This window comes from Vibrio sp. 10N.286.45.E10, from assembly GCF_002874195.2.
Classification (GTDB): Bacteria; Pseudomonadota; Gammaproteobacteria; order Enterobacterales; family Vibrionaceae; genus Vibrio; species Vibrio crassostreae.
Map to the genome: position 1 here is coordinate 2,125,382 of NZ_MCWD02000001.1, position 26,519 is coordinate 2,151,900.

Here is a 26,519-nt window from a genome sequence, read left to right on the forward strand (position 1 = left end):
TAAAAAGTTCAAGGATAATAATTGTTCATTCTTTGATTCAATCAACAGCTGTCACTCTCATCATTTTTTGCTACTATCGCGCACCCTGTTATTTAGTGAGTTTAATTTGATGGAATGTCGCCTAGGTTGTGGAGCATGTTGTATCGCTCCAAGTATTACATCTGCAATTCCTGGAATGCCTAATGGTAAGCCTGCTGGCGTACGCTGCATCCAATTAAATGAGCAAGATCTGTGTAAGTTATTTGGTCAACCTTCACGCCCTAAGGTGTGTCACCAATTTAAAGCTTGCCCTGTCATCTGTGGTAAAACAGATCAAGAAGCGCTTGATAACCTGATTGAACTCGAAGCAATAACCTAACAATACTTTTCTTTTTATATATGCCCAAGATTTCACAACTTTGATAGATCTAAACTATCTTATTGATACTGGTAAAGATTAATAAGGATAGTTATGAATAGGTATATCGCAGAAATGTTCGGTACGTTTTGGTTGGTATTAGGGGGTTGTGGTAGTGCCGTGTTGGCCGCTGCTTTTCCAGATGTAGGTATCGGCTTACTCGGGGTCTCCCTCGCCTTCGGTTTAACCGTTCTCACCATGGCTTTCGCTATTGGCCATATATCCGGTTGCCACCTCAACCCTGCTGTTACTATCGGGCTGTGGAGTGGTGGTCGCTTTGATGCTAAAGATGTTGCACCCTACATTATTGCCCAAGTAATTGGCGGTATTATTGCGGGTGGCGTTTTATTCGTTATTGCTTCAGGCCAAGCTGGTTTTGATGCTGTCTCGTCAGGCTTTGCTTCAAATGGTTATGGTGAGCACTCTCCGGGCGGCTACTCGCTCACAGCAGCTCTCGTTTGTGAAGTAGTCATGACCATGGTGTTTCTTTTCGTGATTATGGGTGCAACGGACTCGAAAGCACCTGCTGGATTTGCACCGATCGCAATTGGTCTCTGTTTAACCTTGATCCACCTTATCAGCATCCCTGTAACCAATACCTCCGTGAACCCTGCTCGAAGTACTGGTGTGGCGGTGTTTGTAGGTGATTGGGCTATTTCGCAATTATGGTTATTCTGGGTGGCACCGATTATTGGTGCTGTGATTGGCGCGATGATCTACAAAGCGGTAAGAGGTTCTGATTAGGCTCTCTGATTCACAAAAAACACATTCAATCAACACAAAGCCGCTAAATTAGCGGCTTTGTGTTTTATGTCGTTTAGTTACTTATCAAGCTCTATCTGTATCTTCCTATCACACCTGTCACCATTAGCTTAATAACTTTTGGTTAACAAGACTATTCCATCGAATCATTAGCCGCAGGTATCTGGGCTACGCATAATGCACCTCATTCCCTATACCGATGGACATAACAATGAAAAAAACATTACTTGTACTAGCAATCTCTTCTTTAACGACAACAACAGTTTTCGCTAGTGAATCAGCACCAACCCCAGAATTAATGCCAGAACCAATTAAGACCGAGTTTTTTGTAGGTGGTGGTTTAGGCTACCACTCTGCTAAAGCTCAAATTTCAGGGCCTGGCTTTAAAGAAAGTGAAACAGCCAAAGGCACTGCTTTTCACATTCGTGGCGGTGCTTATATTCAAGAAAATCACCGAATTACTGGTACAGTTAACTTCACCGGTGACAATGAACTGGTCAACTATAACTGGGGACAAGGAGATGTTACGACTCTTGACTTAAACCAAACTGAATTCTTAGTTTCATACGACTATGTTCATGCTCTGAACAATGATTTCTCAGTTTTCGGTGGTGCATCAACAGGTTTTGTTAAAAATAAGCTAACCATTAAAGATACAGAGCTTGGAAAGGAAAGTGGAAGTGAAACCGATTTTGTTTTCGGTCTTCAAGCAGGTGTTCAATACAAGATCATGAAAAACGTTTCTGCCGATTTCCAATATCGCCATATGTTTGAATCATATTCTGAGTCAGTAGAAGATGTGAAACTATCGGTTCCAAATAACAGCGAATTTACCGTGTCTGTCGACTACCGATTCTAACTGGGTTAGTCATATTCAGTTGAAGTGAATATAGGGAAGATATTCAGACTGCCTTAATAAAGAAAAAGCCGCTTAGTGATGATTCACCAAGCGGCTTTTTTAGATCTTATGACGACCGAGTAAGGAGTGCGAAAGCGTGGTGCCATCCACCAGCTCTAGCTCACCACCAACGGGAACACCATGAGCGATACGGCTTGCGTTCACTTCATGGGCATTACATAGCTCAGCAATGTAGTGCGCTGTCGCTTCCCCTTCAACTGTTGGGTTAGTCGCTAGGATTACTTCAGAGATATCACCACGGCGTAAGCGGTAGTCCAGAACATCGAGACCGATATCACTTGGACCAATACCATCAAGTGGTGAAAGGTGACCCATAAGCACAAAGTAACGACCAGAATATTGGCCTGTTGCTTCGATAGCTGCAATGTCTGCTGGGCTCTCTACTACACAGATTTGACCATTTTCCTGACGTTTGGGATTGGTACAAATGTGGCAGGTATCTTCTTCAGTAAAAGTACGGCACTCATTACAGTGACCAATTTCGGTCATTGCTTGGCTAAGAGCTTCAGCCAACTGTAGGCCGCCTTTTCTATCGCGCTGTAACAAATGAAAGGCCATACGCTGCGCCGACTTGGGGCCAACCCCAGGTAGACAACGTAAGGCCTCCATCAAATGCTCCAGCATATGACTGGTACGCATATTTAACCGTTCTAATTTTCAAGTAACGATTTACTCAAGATAAACCGCAGCTTGAATAAACCTTTAGAAATAGTTTCTTAGAAAGGCATCTTCATACCTGGTGGAAGTTGCATTCCGCCAGTTACGCTAGCCATTTTCTCTTTTTGAGTTTCTTCAACGCGACGAGCCGCATCGTTGAAAGCAGCAGCGATAAGATCTTCAAGCATCTCTTTATCGTCTTCCATTAGGCTTTCATCGATATCAACACGGCGAACGCTGTGGCTACCAGTGATCGTTACTTTTACAAGGCCAGCACCTGACTCACCTGTAACTTCCATATTTGCGATTTCTTCTTGAAGCTTTTGCATGCGCTCTTGCATTTGCTGGGCTTGCTTCATCATGTTGCCCATACCGCCTTTACCAAACATGTTAATACTCTCTGGTCTAATTGGTTTATTAAAATTAATTAAGCTATACGTGCTTAAATGGGGGTTAAGCCAGTGCGATTCAACCCCTCGATGTTCAGTTCTCAGATTTGCTTATCTGGGATGATATGCAAGTCACTAAACGAGAAAATGTTCTAGATAGGACGAACGCTGTCTCTGTCGAGTTCTGCAGCAAAACGTCTTTCGATAAACTGTACGTTGGCATCGTTTTCCAAACTGGTAAACGCGTCTTTCAACTTGCCTTGGTACAACCTTTCTCGTAATTCTAGTGGTGTTTCTCCACCATCACCGATTTCAACACTCAAATGACACTCTTCTCCGAGCACTGTATTGAGAGACTGCAATAGCTCACTCTGTGCACGGTCCGTATTCAAGTGAGCTTGGCTCGCCCTTAACGTTAAAGTGATTGATGTGTCGTTTTTAGCAAACACTGAGTTCAATGCTAACTGTTCAACAAGCTTGGCTGTCTCTAGCTTTTGAATCGTAGCGGACCATTCATCTTGAGCAATCGACTCTTGAAGCAATTTATCGACCATTTCTGGTGTCTTAATATGCTCTAACGCACGCTTGATCTGAGTAGGTGTAAGCTCTTTGCTCACCTCTTTCACTACAGGTTTAGACGGTTTCCAGCGATAAGGTTCATTATCGTTGGTCACATTTTCTGTCGAAGAGGCTGACAAAGAAGCTGGCGACACCCGCTCAGAACCACCGTGTTGCTGAGCAACTCGATCAAGAACTGAAGTTTTAGCTGGTGTCGCTTTAGCCTTTTTTGGCGCCGAGCCTTTGTTTTCTGTTGCCGAACTGCCTCTACGTTGAGAACGTAATTGGTGGCGTAAACCACTCACAGGCGAAGTTGCACGCGCTGGCTGCTCTTGCGGAGCAGAAGGTGCAGCGCTTGGCTGTTGAACCGGACTCTGGTTTTGATAATTCGTTTGTTGCTGCTGAGGCTGCTCTGCACCGTAACTTGGACGCTCATCATAAGCAGGAGGCGCGTCATACTGGCTATGCGGGTAATCCTGCTCTGGATAACCTTGGTTGCCTGAGTGATCAGCGTAACCTTGCGAATCTGAATACTGTGCTTGATTCTGCTGCGGAGCCTGTTGTACGGGTTGCTGCTGCATAGGCTGCTGTTGAGGCGCCTGTTGTTGCATCTGAGGCTGTCTCGGAGCTGCCATTGGCGCAGATTGGCTAACAGGCTGAGCAACGCTCTGAGCTTGAGCTGCTGGCGCTGGACTTGTTGACTGAGTCGAGATTACCGTAGCAACCGCTTGTTCAGCCGGTCTAAATGCCAACATGCGTAAAACCACCATCTCAATACCAACGCGAGCGGTTGGCGATAATGGTAAGTCTTCACGACCCTTCAACACGATCTGGTAGTAGAGTTGAATGTCTTGTGGACTTAGCGCTTTACTCAACAGTTCTAGCTTCTCAGCATCCGGCTGTGCTTTATCTAAGGTTGACGGCAGAGCTTGGAACATCGCCAAACGATGCAGTTGAGTCGCAAGCTGATTCAACAAACCATCCCACTCTACGCCATTCTCAGCAAGACTTTGGATACACGCCATCGCTTGTTGTGGCTGCTTACTGCTGATCGCTTCAAGCAAGTGGATAGCTTGGTCGGTATCTAGCGTGCCAAGCATGTGAGCCACGGTGTCTGTCACGACATTGCCGTTACCTAATGCGATAGCTTGGTCCGTAAGGCTTAGCGCATCACGCATACTGCCGTCAGCAGCATGAGCAATCATCCCAAGCGCACGAGACTCAGACGTCACACTCTCTTGTTCAAGAATGTGGTCAAGCTGCTCGTGAATATTATCAACGCTGATCGGCTTAAGATGGAACTGCAGACAACGCGACAAGATAGTCACAGGAAGCTTTTGTGGATCGGTCGTTGCGAGCAAGAATTTCACATACTCAGGCGGCTCTTCTAACGTCTTTAGAAGCGCGTTGAAACTATGCCTAGAAAGCATGTGTACTTCATCGATAAGGTAAACTTTGAAGCGACCACGCGCCGGCTTGTACTGAACATTGTCCAGAAGCTCGCGGGTATCTTCTACCTTTGTACGTGATGCCGCATCGATCTCTAGCAAGTCAACAAAACGACCTTCATCGATCTCTTTACAGGTTGCACATTCACCACAAGGTGTAGAGGTAATGCCTGTTTCACAGTTTAGACCCTTAGCAAATAAACGGCCGATAGTCGTTTTACCGACACCTCGAGTCCCGCTGAACAAGTATGCATGATGCAACCTGTTTTGGCTAAGTGCATTCTCTAATGCTGTTAAAACATGGGCTTGACCAACCACTTCTTTAAATTTGGTTGGTCGCCATTTTCGCGCTAACGCAAGATAGCTCATGAATAATTCCGAAAAGGATTAGTGACCGTCGAATTCGCAGATGCTAAACACTTCTAGACCTAAGCCTTGTAAGCGCTTGTCACCACCGATTTCTGGAAGGTTAATAACAAATGCAGCGTGTTCTACCACACCACCTAGCTGACGAATCAACTTTGTTGTTGCTTCAATCGTACCGCCCGTTGCTAGCAAATCATCAACCATCAACACTTTATCGCCTTCAACGATAGCGTCAGTGTGGATTTCTAGCGTATCAGTGCCGTACTCAAGCTCATAAGATTGTGCCACAGTTTCACGAGGCAGCTTGCCCGGTTTACGAACAGGGATAAAACCAACACCTAGCTCAAGTGCCAAAGGCGCACCAAATAGGAAACCACGAGCTTCAGTACCAACGATCTTAGTAAAGCCCATGTCCTTGTATGTTTCCGCTAGCAGATCGATAGTCGCTTTGTAAGCTGCTGGATCTTCCATCAAGCTTGTTACGTCACGGAACAAAATACCCGCTTTAGGGTAATCAGGAATGCTTTTGATGCTTGCTTTGATCAGAGAGATTTTTTCTGTGTTCATAATCTTATGCACTTCATTAGGCCGCTTTCCAAACTCTCGTTAACGAATTAAACATCAACGTTCGAAATTAAGGAAAGGTACGATTGGTATTCATTGCAACGAGAGTCATAACTCTGGTTGCTGAAATAATAAACGCCCGCTATACAAGCAGGCACACTGGCTTAATGGTAGTGATTTTCTTTGCTGTCAGCAACCAACTCATGAGTTGGAAGTCGCATAAACCATGTGAGAAGAATAACAAGTACGCAAATTAGGAAAGCCTTGACCCAAATGATAGGGGCAAAGTAGATCGATAACGCAAAACTCAACAAGATAAAGAATACGCCACGCGTTTTAACTTGTTTAGTCACAGCACCGTGCTGATACCAATTGTTCAGTAACGGGCCGAGCGTTTTATGCTCATGCATCCATTTGTGAACTTTAGGGTTACTTCGCATGAAGCATGCGCTAGCAAGAAGGAGGAAAGGTGTTGTGGGCAGAACGGGTAAAACTATCCCTAAAACTGCAAGAAATATACAAAGGCCACCAGCAATATTGAGGCTTAAAACTCGAACGCTAATTGTGGCCTCCTTGAGTTAGCTATCGCCAATTGGCGACGATAACGTCACTAGAATGTTGCGTAACCATTGAATACACGGATCAACGTAAGTGTTGCTGGTAGCAATGGAATCATTAAAAATGCGGCTAAAAATCCTAAAAAGTAGAATACATTAAACGGGTCTTGAAAGTCTTTGTTATCTGCCATGATTACTTCTTGTTTTTGTTAGTAAAGGTAAGTGTCTGGCGAACCAAACCCGCTTTGCTAAATCGACATTTAACAAAAAAGGCATAGCAACACCATTTGCGCAACTATACCTTAATCAATTATTCACAAAAACCGAGGAAATATAGGGTTAATCAGTAGACCCTTGATGTATGTCTAAGCTAAAACTCGCCGAACCAAGCAGGCTCAACGAAAGTTGGCAGCCCTGTTCAATCGGCAGATCCCGTGTAATGAAGTTCTTCTTACAATTCTCACCTAAGCGTTCGCCCGCGGCAATATGTTGATTCAATTCACCATTAGACCATTGTCCATCTAAACCCGCAGGCAAAATAGAGATAGTACCCTCGGCAAGATTGGCGACACCAAACAAAGCGTTAACGGGCGTTGCGCATTTCGAGCACTCAATCCCCTTCTCTAAAATCTCGGCAATATCTTTGAGATCAACATTAAAATCTTTTCGATTTCTTATGTAATCGTGGAATAAGGCTCTCACCAGAAGTGTTGACGCTGAACTGCCATTATCGGCAGAAGACGAATCAACGAGGTAAAAAGCAAATTGCCCATTCATCATCCAAGCATAATCAAAGACGAGTGGCATCATCTCTGTTGATTGCAGTAGTCGGTAACTGCAACGCCATGAACCTTGTCGTGTGTCTTTCTCTGGTAGCAACGCGTGCAATAAGTCTCTTGCCGCACTAGGGTTCTCTTGCAGGTAATTCAGGTGCCAATGTAGCTCTTGGTCTTCAGGGATCTCTCCCCCGTCATCAACGCAGAACCATTGGCTTGAAAAATCTCGTTGGTCTGAAATGTTATCGAACGAATCTGTCAATGTATTCGCAATCGCACTTCCTAAGTGACCGTGATCCTCTAACGGTTTCGCTAAAAAATCTTTAATACCAAATCGCAATGCTTTCGCCACATCAGACATGTCATCTGTGCCGGACACAACGATCATAGGCAGCGACGGGTACTCTAAACTGAGCTCTTCCACAAGCTCGATGCCATCAAGTATCGGCATTGATAAGTCACACACAATTAAATCTGGCGCTGAGTCTCTAAGCTTTTGCAGAGCGTCCAGCCCATTTTCAGCCTCAACCACTTTATAACCAACCTTGTCTAGGTATGCGCTGGTTATCCGGCGAAAAATAGGATCATCATCAACCAACATCACGCATTTTTGGTTAATTACTTCCTGAGCCGAGGTCATTACTGGCTGACTGTGAGTTTTGTACATAATCTATAACCTCACAAAACTAAGTCGAATTATTATTGTTATCTGTTCTAAGAACTAATATAAAACTTAGTAATAAAATGCTAAATACACAAATTTGCACTCTTTGCTGGTAATTCGTGACGAGGGTTGGAATACTTGTAAATAGTGCAACGAGTTGACGTAACGCAAACATTGATCTCACTGTTACGTATAAATTAGATGAGATTGTAAACAAATGTGTCTGGATTTATGAAATTAGATGATTTAAACCTCTTTCGACTCGTCGTTGAAAATGGGAGCTACACCGCAACATCGCGCAAGACTATGATTCCGGTTGCGACCATCACACGACGCATCCAAGCCTTAGAAGACTCTTTGAACCTTAGGCTTCTCAATAGACACGCGCGTAAACTTTCTTTAACAGAGGCTGGCGAACGTTTCTACAATGAATGCTCTCCGTTATTGCAGCGTCTCTCTTCTACTGCTGAAGAGTTAACTGACGTGTGCAAAGGAGCTTCCGGTAAGATTCGTATTACGGCACCTTCCAACCTGACCAAGCGCATGATGATGCCAATGTTCAGCGATTTCATGACTCAATACCCTGATATCAATATTGAGCTGATGATGAACAACCAAGCGGATCAGCTGGACCCAACTGAGTGGGACGTGATTTTCCGTGTCGGCCCACAACGTGATTCAAGCCTAATCGCTCGAAAAATCAGTGAAGTAAAAGATATTCTTATCGCGAGCCCTGAGTATTTAGCGAAGAACCCAGCACCAAGCCATGCTGAAGAGCTAGCGAACCATTCGCTACTCAAAGGCTACCCGCTGATTAAGTGGCAGCTGAGTAATTCGAATGAAGAGACGGTGGTGAATAGCGAGAAAGGCCGTTTCAATGCGAATGCGCTTAATGTCGTGAGACAAGCCTGTTCAGAAGGCCTAGGTATCACCCTAATGCCTGACGTGATGATCCGTGAATACATTGAAGATGGCAGCTTAGTCCAAGTCTTAGAAGACTGGAGCGCTAACCCTCGTGATATTTACATGCTTTATAACCACAAAGACCATCTACCAGAGAAAGTTAGATTGTTTATTGATTTTGTGATCGCGTACCACATTCATTAAGGTCAATCCCCTTCTCCGTAAACAAAAAAACCAGAGCCGATGCTCTGGTTTTTTATATTCTTGCCACTAACGAAAACTAAGCACCTTCGTTGTGTAACTCTAGGTTCGCTAGATCTTGTTGAATCTCACGCTGAACCTTTGAGTCGTCATTACGCAAAGAGTCTAGGAAATCTAGGTACGCTTGGTCGATATCACCCGTTACATACTCGCCGTTAAATACAGAAGTATCGAAACGAGAAATGTCTTGATTGCCCATGCCCACTGCCGAAATCAGATCTGGTAGTGTTTGGAAAATCAAGGCATCTGCGCCAATCTGCTTACAAATCGTTTCGTTATCACGACCATGAGCAATCAGCTCTGTCGCGCTCGGCATATCAATACCGTAAACGTTAGGGAAGCGAACCTCTGGAGCTGCTGAAACCATGAACACTTTGTTTGCGCCAGAATCACGAGCCATTTCAATGATCTGCTCTGATGTTGTGCCGCGAACGATAGAGTCATCAACCAATAGAACGTTCTTACCTTTAAACTCAGAACGGATTGCGTTCAGCTTACGGCGAACCGACTTCTTACGCTGTTGCTGACCAGGCATAATGAACGTGCGGCCAACATAACGGTTTTTTACGAAACCTTGACGGTATGGCTTATTGATCGCTTGAGCGATTCGCAGCGCAATATCGTTTGATGTTTCAGGGATTGGGATAACCACATCAATATCTAAGTCTGCGTACTCTTCTTTAATACGCTTACCAAGCATCTCACCCATCTCAACGCGTGCGCTGTAAACCGAGATTTTATCGATGAATGAATCTGGGCGTGCAAAGTATACAAACTCAAAGATACATGGGTTTAGTTGTGGGTTGTCTGCACATTGCTTAGTGAAAAGCTCACCGTCGAATGTTGCGTAGATAGCTTCACCTGGCGCTACGTCGCGCATGAAGTCGAAGCCAACAGCATCGAGTGCTACCGATTCAGACGCAACCATGTACTCTGTTTTACCATTAACTTCACGCTTACCAAGACACAGTGGACGAATACCATGTGGGTCACGGAATGCGATCATACCGTGGCCGATGATCATCGCAGTTACGGCGTAAGCACCGCGAATTGTGCGGTGCACATTTGCCACAGCGCGGAAAACATCATCCGAAGTCACGTTACCTTTAACAGTATCGATCTCATGAGCCAATACGTTCAGTAGAACTTCAGAGTCAGAGGTTGTGTTTACATGGCGACGGTCTTTTTCGAACAACTTCTCACGAACTTCGTTTGCGTTCGTCAGGTTACCGTTGTGCGCCAACGTAATGCCAAAAGGAGAGTTTACGTAGAAAGGCTGAGCTTCAGACGCACTTGAACTACCCGCTGTAGGATAACGAACATGGCCAATACCAACTTCACCTTGTAGGCGCTGCATGTGTTTTGCTTCAAAAACATCTTTTACTAAACCGTTCGCCTTACGCAGACGGAAACGATTGCTTTCTATGGTACAAATACCAGCGGCATCTTGGCCACGATGCTGCAATACCGTTAAAGCGTCATAAATAGACTGGTTTACAGGTGTTGAACCCACGATTCCAACAATACCACACATGTCCTAATCCTCGATTTTTCGACATTAACTGGCGCTAGAGCGCGCCAGATAAGAAACTAGATGTTGCTTGTAAATGCTCGAAGAACGGCGCAATGATTCGACTAAATTCCGGAACCAATTGCGAATTCTTCCACCACTCAGAACTTGGGAATGCAGTAAACGCATCCATGAAAAACAACACTGCAGAAACAATCAAAACACCACGTAAGCCACCAAAGACGACACCGAGGATTCTGTCTGTACCTGACAGGCCTGTTTTCTGAACTAGCTGACCGATGACATAGTTAACTAAGGCACCAACAACTAACGTTGCAACAAACAATGCTGCTATCGCAGTTCCGTTTCGAAACATCTCATCTTCGATATTGGTGAAGTACATCGCTAATTTAGCGTAGTACTGGCTAGCAATAAAAAATGCTCCAAACCAAATTACGAGTGACAAGGCTTCTTTAGCGAAACCACGAACTAAACTGATCACGGCAGAGAAGCCGATCACGCCTAAAATGACAAAATCTAACCAATTCATGAATTCTTCATCTTAAGTTGGCGCGCATTTTAACAGAAAAAATGCTGACGCAAACGTTTTCTTATGGATTTAACGGTTTAAATTTGAGCAATTGGCCTTTTGAACCCGTAATTTTTTCTAATTCCTTAATTTGTCGCTCAAGTTTGGATTTAGAGACATCCGGGCCAATAATTACTCGCGTAAAAGTTTTTTCTTGCTTGGTGTGAGCCTGATAACCACGCTTTTGCAGATCCTCAACAACATTTTTTGCGTTGTCAGCATTCTTCAAAGCCATCAATTGAATAATCCAAGCACTGTCTTGGTATTCATTTTTTTCCGGTACTGGCTTAACTACTACTGCCACTTTGTCAGCTTCTTTATTATTGGAAGAAGACGCGGTTTGCGTGTTTGAATTATCAGTACGACCACTTTCAACCACTTGCTCAACTGGAGAATCCGGTAGCGCTATCTGATCTTCAACGGGATCGAGTACTTCAAACACTTCAACATTACTATCAAGCTCTGGCTTAATCGGAATGCTTGCAAACTCTTCTTTATAGTGGAGCTTCTTACCATCTAGCACATCGGGCAATACAATCACGCCAATGGCCACTAAAATGATGGTGCCGACTAATCGGCTTTGGAATTTACTTGCCATTTAGTTTCCTTTTTTCTGCCAATGCTCCAAGACTTCGCCTACGGTATGGAAAGAACCGACCACCAACACAACATCATCACCTTTAACAGAAGCTAAAGCCGCTTCAAACGCTGCTACAGGGTTTAGATACTGCTCTACACCTTCAGGCAGGCTTTGACACAATTCAGCTGCTGTCGCTGCACGTGGCCCTTGCAATGAAGCTGGATACCAATGAGTTGCGATTGGCGCTAATACTTCCAATGTCGCAGGGATATCTTTGTCATGAAGCATGGCGACTACAACGTGTAAATTTTTACCCGCATACTTTTTCGTAACTTGCTGCGCAAAGTATTCAGCGGAATGCGGGTTGTGCGCCACATCAAGCACAATCACGGGTTGATCACTAATTTGCTGCATACGCCCAGGAAGCTTCGCATTCTTCATGCCGTTAACAACGTTCACGTCGCTAATATTAAGCTCTGATGTGCCCAATGCCATCAGCGCTGTTGCAGCGTTAGGTAACGGCAAGCTCGGAATAGGTAGCGATTCCAGCTGGAATGCACCACTGCGCCAGTCCCACGTATCACCGTCAACATCATAAGTGTATTGAATACCAACTTGATAGAACTCAGCCTTAATGTCATCAGCGTGCGCTGCAACCGTTGCCGGTGGTTTAGGTTGACCACAAATAGCGGGTTTACCACTACGATAAATGCCCGCTTTCTCAAAACCAATCACATTGATGTCATCACCTAGCCAGTCAACATGGTCGACAGCCAAACTAGTAATCACGGAAACATCATGCTCAACGATATTGGTCGCGTCTAGACGTCCGCCTAAACCAACTTCTAATAGCACAACATCAACCGCTTCAGTTTGAAATGCACGTAACGCCGCTAAAGTGCCATATTCGAAAAAGCTCAGGCTGATTTCGCCACGCTCTTTCTCAATAAAATCGAAAGACTGAACCATCTTTTCATCAGAGAGATCTTGGCCGTTGATACGAACACGTTCGTTATAGCGAATTAAGTGAGGAGAGCTGTAGACACCAACTGAGTAACCAGCGTCCAATAGAATCGCTTCCATCAGTGCACATGTTGAGCCTTTGCCATTGGTTCCGGCAACAGTAATAACATGTTGAGCAGGTTTGGTGAGGTTTGCCTTAGAGGCGACGGCCTGAACTCGGTCTAATCCAAGATCAATAGCGCTTGTGTGGATGTTTGATAAATAATCAAGCCACATCTCCAAAGAGGATGTGGCTTGAGGAATAGGTTGTTGACTCATCTAACTCATAACCATAATTAAGTTGGTTTGTTAGAAGGTACTTTACCCTTTTTCTGGCGCTTCTGGTACTTCATAAGTAGCTTCATTCGGTGAATCGTTCACAGAAACTACTAATGGTGAAGGCTGGTTGGTCATTTTAGCAACAAGGCTTGCAACGCGCTGACGCATCTCACGACGGTCAACAATCATGTCGATAGCACCGTGGTCTAGTAGGAACTCACTGCGTTGGAAACCTTCAGGAAGGTCTTCACGTACCGTTTGTTCAATTACACGACGTCCAGCGAAACCGATAAGAGCTTTTGGCTCACCAATGTTGATATCGCCAAGCATCGCCAAACTTGCAGAAACACCACCCATTGTTGGATCAGTCATTACTGAAACAAACGGTAGGCCTTTCGCCGATAAACGCTCTAGAGCAGCACTGGTTTTCGCCATTTGCATTAGAGACATCAATGCCTCTTGCATACGCGCACCACCACTAGCAGAGAAACAAACTAAACCACAGTTGTTCTCGATAGCAGCATCTACCGCTTTCACGAAACGAGCACCTACAACAGAACCCATTGAGCCGCCCATGAATGAGAATTCAAAAGCACACGCTACGATAGGTAAACCAAGCAGTTCGCCTTTCATTGCAACTAGTGCATCTGTCTCACCACTGTTTTTCTGTGCAGCAGAGATACGTTCTTTGTAACGCTTAGAATCTTTAAATTTCAGCTTATCTTGTGGCTCAAGATCAGTACCTAGTTCAACACGTTCACCTTTGTCTAGGAATGTATCCAGACGACGACGTGCTTTCATGCGCATGTGATGGTCACATTTTGGACATACTTCTAGGTTACGCTCTAGTTCAGCATGGTACAGAACCTGCTCACAAGAAGTACATTTAGTCCAAACACCCTCAGGGATAGACGCTTTACGAGATGTTACGATGTTGCTTTTTTCTAAAATCTTTTCAAGCCAACTCATGGAAGACCTTTTTGTTTCGATTCTTCCGCTTGATTGCGAAAGAAATAAATTTGGGAATTATGCGTGGGAATTAAAGCACATAAAACAGCGACTGTAGATAAAAAACTGGTTGTACCTATTTTCTGGGACTATCTTACGCACTAAACCGTAATAATTTTTGAACCTAAGTCTCACATTTAGTTCAAATTATCCGGCAAAAATAGAGGACCAATTGGCTCTCGTGGTAGTTCAAAATGTTCGGGATAATCAACATCCACCAGATACAAACCTTCCGCTTTTGCAGTTGCGCCGGCTACTTTTCGATCTTTAGCTTCTAAAAGCCACTGGATCCACTCTGGTTTCTGCTCACCCTTACCAACGGCAATAAGGCTACCAGTAATATTCCTCACCATGTGGTGAACAAACGCATTCGCTTTAATATCGATCACAATGTAGTGTCCATGGCGAGTCACATTCAAGTGAATCATGTTTCTCCATGGGCTACGGGATTGACAATGTGTTGCCCTGAACGAAGTGAAGTCATTCTCACCAAGTAAGTACTGACCCGCTTCGTGCATTTTTTTCTCATCAAGATGACCATGATAATGGCTCACGCCTGAATTCAAAATGCCTGGGCGAAGTGCATGGTTAAAGATAATGTAGCGATAACGGCGGGCAGTTGCTGAGAAACGAGCATGGAAATCCTCATTCACTTCTGTCGCCCAACGAACCGCAATATCTTTTGGCATGTTGGCATTCGCGCCCATTGTCCATGCCACCATTTTACGATCGACATTAGTTTCAAAGTGAACGACTTGTCCCGTACCGTGAACACCGGCATCTGTACGACCTGCGCACATAACTTCTACAGGGTGATTCGCGACAACTGAAAGAGCCTTTTCCAATTCTTCTTGGACACTTTTCACGTCTCGTTGGCGCTGCCAACCAAAGTAGTGGGTACCGTTATATTCAATACCTAAAGCAATTTTCATGTTCTTGTTCTCTTTGAAAATGGGCGAGAAGTATATACGGAAATCAGTGCTAGCCCAAATAGGATGGGGCTAAAACTTCAATAAACAATCAGCATCGACCGAGACGATACTTTTAAGAAACCAAATAATACAATGGCGCTCTGTATCGCCTTAAAACAAAGGGTAGCCAACGCTACCCTTTATGATTTTTAATTTATCGACCGTTTAACGAATCGATCAGGTTTTTTGCCTCTCGACGAATATCATCGCTACCGTCAACGATTGCCTCTTCTAGAAGCTTAATTGCACCTTGCGAGTCACTCATCTCGATGTAAATTTTAGCCAAATCAAGCTTACCTGCAGCCTCTGCGTTGCTATCAACATCATAGTTGCCAATGTCGCCGATAACGTCTGGGAATTCATTTAGGCCAACATCCAGTTTAAGCTCTTCATCATCCGGATTAATGACCTCTTCACCTTCTTGCTCGACTTGAGCCATCAGTTCATCAATGGTCATGTATTGCTTATCACGGCTGCTGCCTGATTCGGTTAGGTTGTCTTGTTGAGCCCAGTTCTCTTCTTTGATCTTCGGTTCAGCTTGCTGTTCAGCCGACGCCCAAATCTCTTGTTGGTCATCAGGCACATCATTATGCATGCTCGATTGTTGCTCTGGCGCTAGGTTAAAGCCTTTCCAGTCTTCGCCGCCAACTTCTAGCATGGCATCAATATCTAGCCCTGCACTATCAATCGATGTTGCATCCAATGGCTTATCGAACATGTTGTCGACAGAGTCTTGAACATCTTCAGAAAGCAACTCAGCTAATGCTGTCTCATCAAAGTCATCAAAGCCTTCTAGTGGCTCGTCTTGAACCGCTGCAGGCGTTGAGTTTAGCTCTGACGCAGCGCTCAGTGATTCTTCTGGCTGTGCAAAACCAGCCAACTCAGAATCTTGTGCATTCGAGAAATCTTCAGCGTGACTGAAGCTCTGCGGGTTTGAGAACAAATCATGCAACGCATCCTGCTCTTCGCCTTGTGGACTGAAAGACGTTAGCGGTGTTGGCTTCTCAGCAAAAGCATCAGAGATGGCTTCATCTTCACCGTATTCTGGTAAATCAAGTTCATTGAACTCTACGCCTTCATCTTCTGCTACTGGCTCAGCACTGCTTTGCTCAATATCATCTAAGACAGAATCGGCTTTCGCACTCTCTTCATCGTATTCAGGCAGATCAAGGTCATCGAATTCGAACTTCTCAGTGCCATCAGATAGATCTTGTTCTAATTGAGCTTCGTCTGGTTCGCTAACAACTTCAGCTAATGCATCTTCTTCACCGAATTCTGGCAGCTCAAAATCATCAAACGAGAACTCTTCTTCGCTTTCTGGTTTCGCAGTTTCAGCCTGTGGTGCAGCCTCTAGCTGAGGCTCAGCGGTTGGTTGCGATTCAACACTTGGTTGAGAGTCGATATCAGGCGTTGCTGGCTCTGCTGTTGATTCAGCATCAGCTTCCGCCAGTGCGTCTTCTTCACTAAACTCTGGCAACTCAAAGTCATCAAACGAAAACTCTTCGTCGTCTTGACTCTTAGCTTCAGCTTGAGTCTCAACAGCAGGTACTACTGATTCTGGTGTTGCTTCAGCATCAGCTTCCGCCAGTGCGTCTTCTTCACCAAACTCAGGTAATTCGAAGTCATCAAACGAGAATTCGTCTTCGCTTTCTTGTTCTGCTACTTCCGCTTGTGGAGTAGCTTCAACTTGCGATTCAGCGTCTAATTTAGGTTCAACAACAGGTGCTACAGGTTCTGGTGTTGCGTCAGTTTCTGCTAATGCTTGTGGTGCAGACGTCTCATCTTCAATCAGCCAATCGTCGTCTTGTGGTACGCCAAATTCATTTGGAATAATTTCTGGCATATTGGCAGCACGAACTGGCTCTGGCTCTGGCTCTGGCTCTGGCTCTGGCTCTGGCTCTGGCTCTGGCAAGGATTCAACGACATCTTCAAACTGATCGCTACCTTGGATCTTCGGTTCAAAGTCAAAATCAGAGGTAACGTTCACAGGCGACTCTACATCGTCGATCGCTTCAGCTAACCAATCTTCAACCGTCTCTTCATCATCGTCAGAGATATCATTTAAAGAGGATGGTGAAGCTTGATCTTCAAAGCTAGCAGCGATGTCTTCACGTTGCTCTTGGACGTCGGCTTCTTTCGGCTCTGGTTCTTGTTGTGCGGTTTCTTCTTGAACTCGCTCTTCAAAATCTGGTTTGTCAAAATCAGAATTCTCAGATAACAGCGAGTCGATATCCAGTTCATCATCTTCAACCGATGATTCAGTTTCTTCCGCTGATACTTGGTTGCTATCTGAAAGAGACGTTTGCTCTGGTTCAACCGTATTTTCAAGAGATGGTTCAGCTGGCTCTTCTGTCGCTGGCAGCGAATCGTTGTCATCAGAAGTCATTAACTCATCAATCAACGCTTCGTCTGTCGTTTCTAGCGAGTCATCAAGTAAAGCATCCGTTGCCGGTGCGACACCGAACAAATCATCGATAAAGTCATCACGATTAAAGTCTTCATCATTTTCTGGCTTAACGTCAGCACTTTCTTGGATCAGTTCCGAATCTAACGATTCATCACTAACTGCTTCAGGTTGTGGTGTTTCACTAATATCCGACGCGTGCTCAGGCTCAACTTCAGATTTTTCTGAGGTTAACGGAGTAAGGTCAACGTCTGAGCCCACTTCAGGTTCATCGTTAGCGTTGTCAAAACCAAAGGCTGCGTCTAGCTCTTTATCAAACGCATTCTCTTCAGATTCAAGCTCGTCTTCAATGCCAGTTGTCAGTAAGTCATCAAACGGGTCTAAAGATTCCGCTTTTGGGGCATCTGCTTCGTCTGCTGACAGCCCATCATCTGACAATTCACTATCAAGGAAGTCATCCAATAAGTCGGTACTTTCGGCATCAAGTTCGAAATCATCATCGTCAGAATCACCTATCAGTTCATCCAAGGTTTCCGTGCTGTCTTCTGCGATGTTTAGGTCATCATCGGTCGACAAACCAGAAAGCTCTTCAAGTTCAGATAATGAATCAAAACCTAAAGGCTCACTTTCAGACTCATCACCCGATTCGTCTTCCAACATTTCATCAAGAAGGTCGGTCGAGTTACTTAGATCAACGTCATCCCCAGCCAATTGCTCATCAAGCAGATCAACGCTGTCTTGAGGTTCTTCATCTACGATTGGCTTATCGAACTGAGACAAAATGTTTTCGATATCATCATCAGACGCTAAACCACTGTTTAGGTTAGTGGCAATCTCATCGTCATTATCGAGGTTGAAAGGGTCATTCGCCTGATCGTTCTGAGCGGCAACCTGGGCAAAGATGTCATCAATATCATCATTTGCTGTCGGTGACGCAGGCTCAGGGCTCTGTTGTTCAGAGATTAGAGCATCAATATCAAAATCGTCATTGCTCAAATCAGCAGGCTTGGTATCGCTTTGTTGCTCTGAGATAAGTGCATCAATGTCAAAATCATCGCTTGCTGGTGCTTCAGTGTTAGACGGCGAATTACTTTGCTCTTCCGAAATCAACGCATCAATATCAAAGCTGTCATCATCTTCGTCATCAAGAGCAAACAGATCATCTAATAAAGATTGGTCTAGCTCGTTAGAGCCTAAGTCCTCAGTTTCACCCTCTTGAGATAACAAGGCTTCAATGTCATCAGCAGACATTGCGTTATCATCAGAAAGGTCAAAATCGACTTCATCTGTATCAAGTGCGCTTTCCGCGGTTTTATCGAGCGCGCGCTCCATCTCTTCAAGACCAAGAGCCTTCTCTTCGCCATTAACACTAATGCCGTTACTGCTGTCTAAATCAAGATCATCGAAGTTGGTGTCTAAATCACCGTTTTCGCCAATGCTGGCAAACGGGTCATCATCTTCACCGTCGAGGTTAAAATCGAGATCCGACTCATCTAAACCGGCAAAGACATCGTCTTCTTCAGCTAGCGCTTGATCGTCAAACAACTTGTTGGCGTCATCTTCCGTACCAAACAAATCATCGTCTAACGACAGCTCGTTAAGGTCATCCATCTCGTCGCCCAATGCAATAGGCGCGACGACGCTTGGTTCTGGCTGAATCGGTTGCTCTTGAATAGTTTGCTGTTGCTCATCATTTTTAGAACGACGGCCTAACAACATCACAATGATCAAACCAAGTAGCAGACCTGGAATAATCGCAAGAGCCGCCACTAACCAACCATTCGATAACAATTCGTCCATGGCACTTGGTGCCATCTTTTCAATTTCGGCGTTCTTTCTGCGCTCTTCATCAAGCAGCTTTTCCACTTCGCTACGAATGCGGTCTTCATCACTGAGCTCAGTTTTTAGTTCATCAACTTCCGATTGAACATTCGACAACATCAAACGAAGTTGGTGGTTTTTCTCTTCAAGTGACAAGAGTTCAGTTTCTGAAAGCTCTAGCTGCTTCTCTAACTTGTTCATCTCTTGGGTTGGAGCGGATTGTTCTAGAGAAGACTGAGTTGGAGACAATGGTTTTTTTGCAGTTTCAGCAGAGCTTACTTGCTTGGCAGGAGTAGTATTTTTTGCATCAGAACTCGAGGTTTTTGGTTTTGAAGCGACAGGCTTGCTCGCAGGAGCATCAAGCTTAGCAAGATGTGAGTTCATGATGTTGATAGCTTGCTGCGTCGAACTTGCACGTGTTTGTTCTAAAGAAGGCACACGTAAATTGCTGGCAGATAGCAGACTATGGATATTCTGGTTTTCAAACGCTTGTGGGTTTAAGCGATAAATAGCCAACAGGGTTTGTTGGACTGAAACGGAGTTATCAGGGCGTAACTTTGAAGCAATAGACCACAATGTCTCTGAGCCGCGAGTTGGACCATAGAAACGTGAAGGCTCAGCGCTATTCGATTGCGCTCTTTGAAGAGGTTCTGAAAACGTAGGCGCTGATTGTATCTGACCATTAGGCCCTACAACTCGAATGGAATCTGCACGAACAACGGAAATCTGAGTCGCAATGATAAAGGCAAAAGGCATTAACCACGGCTTGAAAATTTGAAACATAAAAGGCTCAGCTAGGTGCTTAAATTCGGAAAAGTGATGATCTATTAAATATATCGGATAAATGACGTAAAACTATAGAGATGAAAACAAAAAATGTGTTGCAGCAACAATATTCGCAGCAATTTCACACAATTTGACTAACAATATTTTTAATCGATTAAAAAAGCCCCACTAAAGAGTGAGGCTTGTTTATCAAAGCAATAAAGCTTAGAAGTAATCGCGAATCAGAACTTCAGCGATTTGCACTGCGTTTGTTGCTGTGCCTTTACGAACGTTATCAGCTACAACCCACATATTCACGCCGCTGTGATGGCTGATGTCGTTACGAATACGACCAACCATTACGTGGTCTTTACCGCCTGCATCACGAACTTGAGTTGGGAAGTCTAGCGCTTGGAATACTTCAACACCTTCTGTGTTCTCTAGAAGCTGAACGACTTGCTCTGCACCGATAGGCGCGCGAGTTTCAATGTGTAGAGACTCTGCGTGACCGTAAAATACTGGTACGCGAACACAAGTCGGGTTCACTGTGATTGAAGAGTCAGCAAAGATTTTTTGAGTTTCCCAAACCATCTTCATCTCTTCACGCGTGTAGCCGTTCTCTGTAAATTCATCGATTTGAGGAATACAGTTGAAAGCGATCTGTTGTGAGAACGCTGAATTTTCAGCTGGCATGCCGTTAAGAAGCTTAGCCGTTTGACCCGCTAGCTCATCGATACCTGGCTTACCTGCACCAGACACAGATTGGTAAGTTGAAACGTTAATACGCTCAAGGCCCACTTCATCGTGAATTGGTTTTAGCGCTACTACCATTTGGATAGTCGAGCAGTTAGGGTTCGCGATGATGTTACGGTTACGGAACTCAGCAATTGCTTCAGGGTTCACTTCAGGCACAACCAGAGGAACATCGTATTCGTAACGGAAACGTGATGTGTTATCGATAACAACAACACCTTCATCAGCAGCAATTGGAGCCCAACGCTCTGAAAGTTCGCTACCTGCAGAGAAAAACGCAATATGTACTTGAGACCAATCGAAGTCTTCTACGTTTTGTACTTGTATTGTTTTGCCGTTAAAACGGGAAGTTTTGCCTTCACTACGTTCACTTGCTAGTAAGTGCAGTTCACCGACAGGGAATTTACGCTCTTTAAGTACTTCAAGAATGGTTTCACCAACCGCACCAGTCGCACCTAAAATAGCAATATTAAATTCTTGGCTCATTGTTTCTCTCTTTTATAAAGTTGGCTTTACCATAAAACCGAGTTTAGATAACGGCGTTAAATTACAAGATTCGTCGCCCGTTAACTCGACTGCACTGTATTCTCTGCGGTCCCAATATTCTTTACGCATCTTGTCAAAAGAACCCGGCGTAGCGATATTGCGACGGAATAAGGCGTCGTCTTTGCGCACATCATAGATCAACTGAGTCAAATTGTGCAGTGTTGCTTCATCCCAAGCTCTATCTAATTTCATTTGAGGTACAGGCGCTGTCGGCAATAAGTCACTTGCATACGCACGCTGTTCAGTACCTAAAAACTCACAATAACTGTTGAAGATCATCGTGGTACCACGCGCTTTACCCTCTAAACCGTAGCCCGCTACGTGAGGAGTTGCAAAAGCGAGTAACGGAAGAAGTTCAAAGTCGACTTCAGGTTCAAATTCAAACACATCAAGAACCGCAGTAAATCCATCAGCTTTTTGTAAACGAGCTTTTAGCGCTTGGTTATCCACCACAGGGCCACGAGCGGCATTAATCAGAATTTGATCAGCACGTAAGTTGTTCAGCACTTGATCATTGATCAAGTGATGCGTTGGAAACTCACCCGTCTTAGTGATTGGCGTGTGCAATGTAATAACGTCTGATTGCTCAAGCAGAGTCTCTAGCTCAGTAAATTCGCGAGAATCACCCTCTTGTTGTTTTAGAGGATCGTTCAGCAGAACTTTAATACCTATGCCTTCTAAGCACTTCGCTAAGTAGCTGCCCACTTGACCACAGCCGATAATACCAACCGTTTTATCAAAAACAGAGAAGCCTTGCTGCTGCGCAAGAACCATCATCGCACTGAACGCGTACTCAGCAACACCCACCTTGTTACAGCCAGGAGCCGCAGTAAAGAAAATGCCACGCTCTTTCATCAATTCTTGGTCAACGTGATCCATACCAGCCGTCGCAGTCCCGACAAACTTCAGCTTATTGGCTTTGCTGATTAATGACTCGTTTACTTTGGTAACAGAGCGAATCATCAATGCGTCTACGTCAACTAGGTCGTCAGCTGTTAATGTGCGACCAGACTTCATTGTCACTTCCCCTAGCTGGCTAAATAGCGCTTCAGCGTAAGGCATATTTTCGTCGATTAAGATTTTCATTTGGCGAGTACTTTCGTTGGGGTCTATCGACCTAAATGTGAATTGAAATGATTGTGCAAAATTCCACACACGGTGTCGAGTAGCAATTGGAATACATTATAAATAAAGGGCTGAATCGGCTAGCCTTGACAGACAAGAACCGAAACCAAAGTGAACACCCAAGATCAAACGGCTAAAACGAAAAATGCCCGATTGAATAAACAATCGGGCAAACATCCAGAACAAAAGGATCCTATCTCGCTCTCCAGGAGACAGAGTCTTGCGTCTGTTCAACCAGTACTAACTAAGTCACTACTGATCAAGCTCTGGAAACCTTTCAACTTTTAAACCTAGATTTAAAACCCATGTTTATAAAGCTTTGTTCTGTGGTTCATAATTAATGAGTTACCTGTGCGTGTTGAATCTACACTCGCGTAACCCTTTAACGATTAACCTTTGTATATCTGACTCAAGCCTAAATTAAGCTTGGTACTTTTTGATTACTAGCGTTGCGTTCGTACCGCCGAAACCAAAGCTGTTAGACATAACCGTTGTTAGCTCTTGTTCACGAGCTTCAGTTACGATATCTAGGCCAGCAGCTGCTTCGTCTAGGTTAGAAACGTTAATGCTTGGAGCGATGAAGCCGTTGTCTAGCATTAGCGTTGAGTAAATCGCTTCGTGTACGCCAGCTGCACCTAGAGCGTGACCTGTCATCGCTTTAGTTGCAGAAATTGCTGGGCTGTTACCGCCGCCATTACCTTGAGAGAAAACTTCTTGGATAGCGCCTAGCTCTTTCACGTCGCCAACTGGAGTTGAAGTACCGTGAGTGTTCACGTAGTCAACGCCATCAACGTTTTGCATAGCCATCTTCATACAACGAACCGCGCCTTCACCAGAAGGAGCAACCATGTCGTAGCCATCTGAAGTTGCGCCGTAACCTACGATCTCACCGTAGATTTTTGCGCCACGAGCAACTGCGTGCTCAAGCTCTTCGATTACTAGCATGCCGCCACCACCAGAGATAACGAAACCGTCACGGTCTGCATCATAAGTACGAGAAGCCAGCTCAGGAGTGTCGTTGTACTTAGTAGAAAGTGCGCCCATTGCGTCGAACATCATAGTCAGAGACCAATCCAGTTCTTCACCGCCACCAGCGAATACAACGTCTTGCTTACCAAGTTGGATAAGCTCCATTGCGTGACCAATACAGTGTGCAGATGTCGCACATGCAGAGCTCATAGAGTAGTTCACACCACGGATTTTGAAAGGAGTTGCTAGACAAGCAGAAACCGTAGAAGCCATTGTACGTGGAACCATATATGGACCAACGCGCTTCACGCCTTTCTCACGAATGATGTCTACCGCGTTTACTTGGTTTAGAGATGAAGCACCACCTGAACCCGCAACGATACCCGTGCGGTCATTAGATACTTGATCTTCAGTTAAACCAGAATCAGCAATTGCTTGCTCCATTGAAAGATAAGCGAATGCCGCTGCATCACCCATAAAGCGCATTTTTTTGCGATCGATATGGTCAGCAGGGTTCATTTTTAGGTTACCCCATACTTGAGAGCGCAAGCCATTTTCCTTGAACTGCTCTGAAGCGGTAATACCAGATTTACCCTCTTTCAGTGATGCTAAAACTTCTTCGACGTTGTTACCGATACTTGAAACAATACCCATACCGGTGATTACGACTCGTTTCATGTGACATTCCTATAATTCTAAATTCAGCTAGATGATAACTAAGAAGCCTAACAAAAGTGGTCAGCTTTCCTAGAAATTCGTACAATCCCTACCAACATATCGCTTCAAATCACAAAATGATAGATTTTATGACTTCAATTACTAATGCAGAACTGGAATGGAATGAGTCTGGCACGCCAGTTTCAGACCAATTTGACGACGTTTACTTCTCCAATGTTAACGGTTTAGAAGAAACTCGCTACGTCTTTTTAAAGCAAAACCACCTTCCAGAGCGTTGGCTTGAACATGAACAACGCCGTTTTGTGATTGCAGAAACCGGCTTTGGCACAGGTTTGAACTTTCTTGCAGTTTGGCAATGGTTCGATGCTTTTCTTAAAGATAACCCACAAGCGATGACCAAAGAGTTACATTTCATCAGTTTTGAAAAATATCCTTTAAATAAAGAGGATCTCATCAAAGCACACCAATCGTGGCCAGAATTAGCCGAGTATGCGACGCAACTCCAACAACACTACCCTATCGCCCTGCCTGAATGTCACCGCATTGTGCTTGGCGACGGTGCAATCACGCTTGATTTATGGTTTGGCGATATTAAAGATTGCATGCCTAACGTACCAACCCCACGTGAAGGTTTGGTTGATGCTTGGTTCTTAGACGGTTTTGCTCCGAGCAAGAACCCAGAGATGTGGAATCAAAACCTATTCAACGGTATGGCCAAGCTCGCCAAGCAAGATTGTAGTTGCGCGACTTTCACCGCGGCTGGCTTTGTGCGCCGTGGCTTAATTGAAGCTGGCTTTGAAATGAAGAAGGTCAAAGGTTTTGGCACCAAGCGAGAAATGATTGCAGGCCGACTTGGCGAAAAGCATGCTCACACCAACATCAAACCTTGGTATGGCCTATCACAGCACAACGAATCGCAAGACATCGCTATCATCGGTGGTGGTGTTGCTAGTGCAGCACTCGCTAAAACGCTGAGCCGCCGTGGTAAAGACATCACGCTTTATTGTGAGCACCCACAAGCAGCGGGTAATGCATCAGGCAACAATCAAGGTGCGATTTATCCATTGTTAAGCGAAGCCACCTCGAACGTGTCTCGCGTGTTTGGACCAGGCTTACTGTTTGCTCGCCAGTTCATTAATCAGGCGGCGCAATCTATTCAGTTTGACCACAGTTGGTGTGGCGTGAACATTTTGATGTGGGACGAAGGCTCCACTAAAAAGCTCAACCGCATGTTGGAAGGCAATTTCCATACAGATTTGATTCAGCGTTTATCGCCAGAACAAGCGAATGAAAAGATTGGCCTACCGGTCGATAAAGAGAGCGTTTACTTCCCACTGGGTGGTTGGTTGAGCCCTCTGCAACTGACACAAGGCCTGATCGGGAAGTTAGAAGAGACCCACCAAGTTAGCACTCACTATCAACATCAAGTGACTCAACTAGAATGGCTCGAAACTGAACAACAATGGTTGCTCATCATTGAGACACCACAAGGTGAGATTCAAACCAAGCATGACCAAGTGGTGGTTGCGAACGGCCACAAGTTCACTCAGTTTGAGCAGACTCAGCCAGTACCACTGACACCGGTTAAAGGTCAAGTGAGCCACATTCCGACCACGGATAACCTCAGTAAACTAAAAACCGTGTTGTGCTTTGATGGTTACTTAACACCACAAAACCCAAACAATGGACACCATTGTATTGGCGCAAACTACGACAAAACCAACATCGACCAAGAGTTTGATATTGAGGTTCAGCAACATAATGGCGAGCGTCTGCATGGGTCACTGCCAGACCAAGCATGGACAAAAGATGTCGATACCAGTAGCAACCTAGCGCGCCAAGGTATCCGTAGCGTGAGCCGTGACCACTTGCCATTTGTTGGCAATGTGGGCGATTTCGAAGCCATTAAAGATCAGTACCAAGATCTACACAACTTTAACCCACAGCGTGACTCGGTTGATGATGTTGAAACGGTGACAAGCTTCCCTAACCTATACTGTTTTATCGGATTAGGCTCACGTGGCTTGAGCTCTGCGCCATTATTGGCTGAAGTGTTAGCATCACAAATTTGTGGCGATCCGCTTCCCTTACCTGTCGATGTGCTTGAAGCGATTCACCCAAGCAGAATGTGGGTACGCAGGCTGCGTAAAGGTAAAGCATTAACCGCTGGCTGGGTTGCAGATAAGCACTCAAAAACAAATCAGTAGTTTCTAGTTCAACTATTCTGAATATCTAAATATTGGAAATACCTGAAACTAAAAGCTAAAAAGCCCGAGCGACATTATGTCCCTCGGGCTT

The 26,519-nt window shown here is 44.8% G+C and carries 22 protein-coding genes and 1 pseudogene; 6 read left to right on the forward strand and 17 right to left on the reverse strand.

All coding sequences use genetic code 11. From position 1 onward, the window contains the following. Nucleotides 1-109: 109 nt before the first annotated feature. From BCU34_RS09300 to BCU34_RS09310, 3 genes are all read left to right on the forward strand, one after another. A complete protein-coding gene (locus BCU34_RS09300; protein WP_017059389.1) occupies nucleotides 110-358 on the forward strand; it encodes a YkgJ family cysteine cluster protein in 249 nt (82 codons plus the stop codon). 93 nt (nucleotides 359-451) lie between these two features. Beyond that, a complete protein-coding gene (gene aqpZ / locus BCU34_RS09305) occupies nucleotides 452-1,141 on the forward strand; it encodes an aquaporin Z (protein ID WP_102433604.1) in 690 nt (229 codons plus the stop codon). A gap of 229 nt (nucleotides 1,142-1,370) precedes the next feature. Then, on the forward strand, nucleotides 1,371-2,018 hold the full coding sequence (locus BCU34_RS09310; protein ID WP_102478343.1) for a porin family protein: 648 nt from the start codon (nucleotides 1,371-1,373) through the stop codon (nucleotides 2,016-2,018). Between the two features lie 99 nt (nucleotides 2,019-2,117). On the opposite strand, the gene recR is transcribed toward BCU34_RS09310, so the two are convergent. From recR to BCU34_RS09345, 7 genes are all read right to left on the reverse strand, one after another. After that, nucleotides 2,118-2,717, reverse strand: coding sequence for a recombination mediator RecR (gene recR, locus BCU34_RS09315; protein WP_019823189.1), 600 nt, complete (start codon nucleotides 2,715-2,717; stop codon nucleotides 2,118-2,120). A 77-nt stretch (nucleotides 2,718-2,794) separates the two neighbouring features. Next, nucleotides 2,795-3,124: a YbaB/EbfC family nucleoid-associated protein gene (locus BCU34_RS09320; RefSeq protein ID WP_017062338.1), complete on the reverse strand. Its 330-nt coding sequence runs from the start codon at nucleotides 3,122-3,124 to the stop codon at nucleotides 2,795-2,797. Nucleotides 3,125-3,276: 152 nt separating this feature from the next. Then, nucleotides 3,277-5,499, reverse strand: coding sequence for a DNA polymerase III subunit gamma/tau (gene dnaX, locus BCU34_RS09325; RefSeq protein WP_057622326.1), 2,223 nt, complete (start codon nucleotides 5,497-5,499; stop codon nucleotides 3,277-3,279). An 18-nt stretch (nucleotides 5,500-5,517) separates the two neighbouring features. After that, nucleotides 5,518-6,063 carry an adenine phosphoribosyltransferase gene (apt, locus tag BCU34_RS09330; RefSeq protein ID WP_019823185.1) on the reverse strand — a complete coding sequence of 182 codons (546 nt, stop codon included), beginning with the start codon at nucleotides 6,061-6,063 and terminating at the stop codon, nucleotides 5,518-5,520. Between the two features lie 161 nt (nucleotides 6,064-6,224). Continuing rightward, the gene (locus BCU34_RS09335) at nucleotides 6,225-6,596 is read right to left on the reverse strand and encodes a YbaN family protein (RefSeq protein ID WP_029225617.1); all 372 of its coding nucleotides are present in this window, start codon (nucleotides 6,594-6,596) and stop codon (nucleotides 6,225-6,227) included. A 74-nt stretch (nucleotides 6,597-6,670) separates the two neighbouring features. Next, on the reverse strand, nucleotides 6,671-6,808 hold the full coding sequence (locus BCU34_RS09340) for a hypothetical protein (protein WP_017067606.1): 138 nt from the start codon (nucleotides 6,806-6,808) through the stop codon (nucleotides 6,671-6,673). Between the two features lie 148 nt (nucleotides 6,809-6,956). Further along, nucleotides 6,957-8,060, reverse strand: coding sequence for a response regulator (locus BCU34_RS09345; protein WP_048660821.1), 1,104 nt, complete (start codon nucleotides 8,058-8,060; stop codon nucleotides 6,957-6,959). 228 nt (nucleotides 8,061-8,288) lie between these two features. On the opposite strand from BCU34_RS09345, the gene BCU34_RS09350 reads away from it, so the two are divergent. Further along, complete coding sequence (locus BCU34_RS09350) at nucleotides 8,289-9,164, forward strand: LysR family transcriptional regulator (protein ID WP_048660822.1); 876 nt, start codon at nucleotides 8,289-8,291, stop codon at nucleotides 9,162-9,164. Between the two features lie 76 nt (nucleotides 9,165-9,240). On the opposite strand, the gene purF is transcribed toward BCU34_RS09350, so the two are convergent. The 9 genes from purF to BCU34_RS09395 all read right to left on the reverse strand — a co-directional run bounded on the left by purF (nucleotide 9,241) and on the right by BCU34_RS09395 (nucleotide 22,535). Beyond that, nucleotides 9,241-10,755 carry an amidophosphoribosyltransferase gene (gene purF, locus BCU34_RS09355; RefSeq protein ID WP_048660823.1) on the reverse strand — a complete coding sequence of 505 codons (1,515 nt, stop codon included), beginning with the start codon at nucleotides 10,753-10,755 and terminating at the stop codon, nucleotides 9,241-9,243. Nucleotides 10,756-10,789: 34 nt separating this feature from the next. Continuing rightward, complete coding sequence (locus BCU34_RS09360) at nucleotides 10,790-11,281, reverse strand: CvpA family protein (protein WP_009848678.1); 492 nt, start codon at nucleotides 11,279-11,281, stop codon at nucleotides 10,790-10,792. A 61-nt stretch (nucleotides 11,282-11,342) separates the two neighbouring features. Continuing rightward, a complete protein-coding gene (locus BCU34_RS09365) occupies nucleotides 11,343-11,918 on the reverse strand; it encodes an SPOR domain-containing protein (RefSeq protein WP_048660824.1) in 576 nt (191 codons plus the stop codon). Then, nucleotides 11,919-13,181 carry a bifunctional tetrahydrofolate synthase/dihydrofolate synthase gene (gene folC / locus BCU34_RS09370; protein WP_102478342.1) on the reverse strand — a complete coding sequence of 421 codons (1,263 nt, stop codon included), beginning with the start codon at nucleotides 13,179-13,181 and terminating at the stop codon, nucleotides 11,919-11,921. Nucleotides 13,182-13,223: 42 nt separating this feature from the next. Then, nucleotides 13,224-14,150 carry an acetyl-CoA carboxylase, carboxyltransferase subunit beta gene (gene accD / locus BCU34_RS09375; protein ID WP_010436898.1) on the reverse strand — a complete coding sequence of 309 codons (927 nt, stop codon included), beginning with the start codon at nucleotides 14,148-14,150 and terminating at the stop codon, nucleotides 13,224-13,226. 176 nt (nucleotides 14,151-14,326) lie between these two features. Further along, nucleotides 14,327-15,121 carry a tRNA pseudouridine(38-40) synthase TruA gene (truA, locus tag BCU34_RS09380; RefSeq protein WP_004734161.1) on the reverse strand — a complete coding sequence of 265 codons (795 nt, stop codon included), beginning with the start codon at nucleotides 15,119-15,121 and terminating at the stop codon, nucleotides 14,327-14,329. A 193-nt stretch (nucleotides 15,122-15,314) separates the two neighbouring features. After that, nucleotides 15,315-20,168, reverse strand: coding sequence for a FimV/HubP family polar landmark protein (locus BCU34_RS09385; RefSeq protein ID WP_102478341.1), 4,854 nt, complete (start codon nucleotides 20,166-20,168; stop codon nucleotides 15,315-15,317). Between the two features lie 207 nt (nucleotides 20,169-20,375). Then, nucleotides 20,376-21,389 (reverse strand): aspartate-semialdehyde dehydrogenase, encoded by a 1,014-nt coding sequence (locus tag BCU34_RS09390; RefSeq protein WP_102478340.1) that lies wholly within the window; start codon nucleotides 21,387-21,389, stop codon nucleotides 20,376-20,378. Between the two features lie 12 nt (nucleotides 21,390-21,401). Continuing rightward, a complete protein-coding gene (locus BCU34_RS09395; protein ID WP_048660828.1) occupies nucleotides 21,402-22,535 on the reverse strand; it encodes a 4-phosphoerythronate dehydrogenase in 1,134 nt (377 codons plus the stop codon). Between the two features lie 86 nt (nucleotides 22,536-22,621). Between BCU34_RS09395 and BCU34_RS09400 the strand changes: the two are divergent. Then, nucleotides 22,622-22,915: pseudogene (locus tag BCU34_RS09400) on the forward strand (hypothetical protein). A 79-nt stretch (nucleotides 22,916-22,994) separates the two neighbouring features. Here the strand turns inward: BCU34_RS09400 and fabB are convergent. Then, a complete protein-coding gene (gene fabB, locus BCU34_RS09405) occupies nucleotides 22,995-24,221 on the reverse strand; it encodes a beta-ketoacyl-ACP synthase I (protein WP_057622324.1) in 1,227 nt (408 codons plus the stop codon). A gap of 56 nt (nucleotides 24,222-24,277) precedes the next feature. Between fabB and mnmC the strand changes: the two genes are divergently transcribed. After that, a complete protein-coding gene (mnmC, locus tag BCU34_RS09410) occupies nucleotides 24,278-26,428 on the forward strand; it encodes a bifunctional tRNA (5-methylaminomethyl-2-thiouridine)(34)-methyltransferase MnmD/FAD-dependent 5-carboxymethylaminomethyl-2-thiouridine(34) oxidoreductase MnmC (protein WP_102433598.1) in 2,151 nt (716 codons plus the stop codon). The last annotated feature ends 91 nt before the right edge of the window (nucleotides 26,429-26,519 follow it).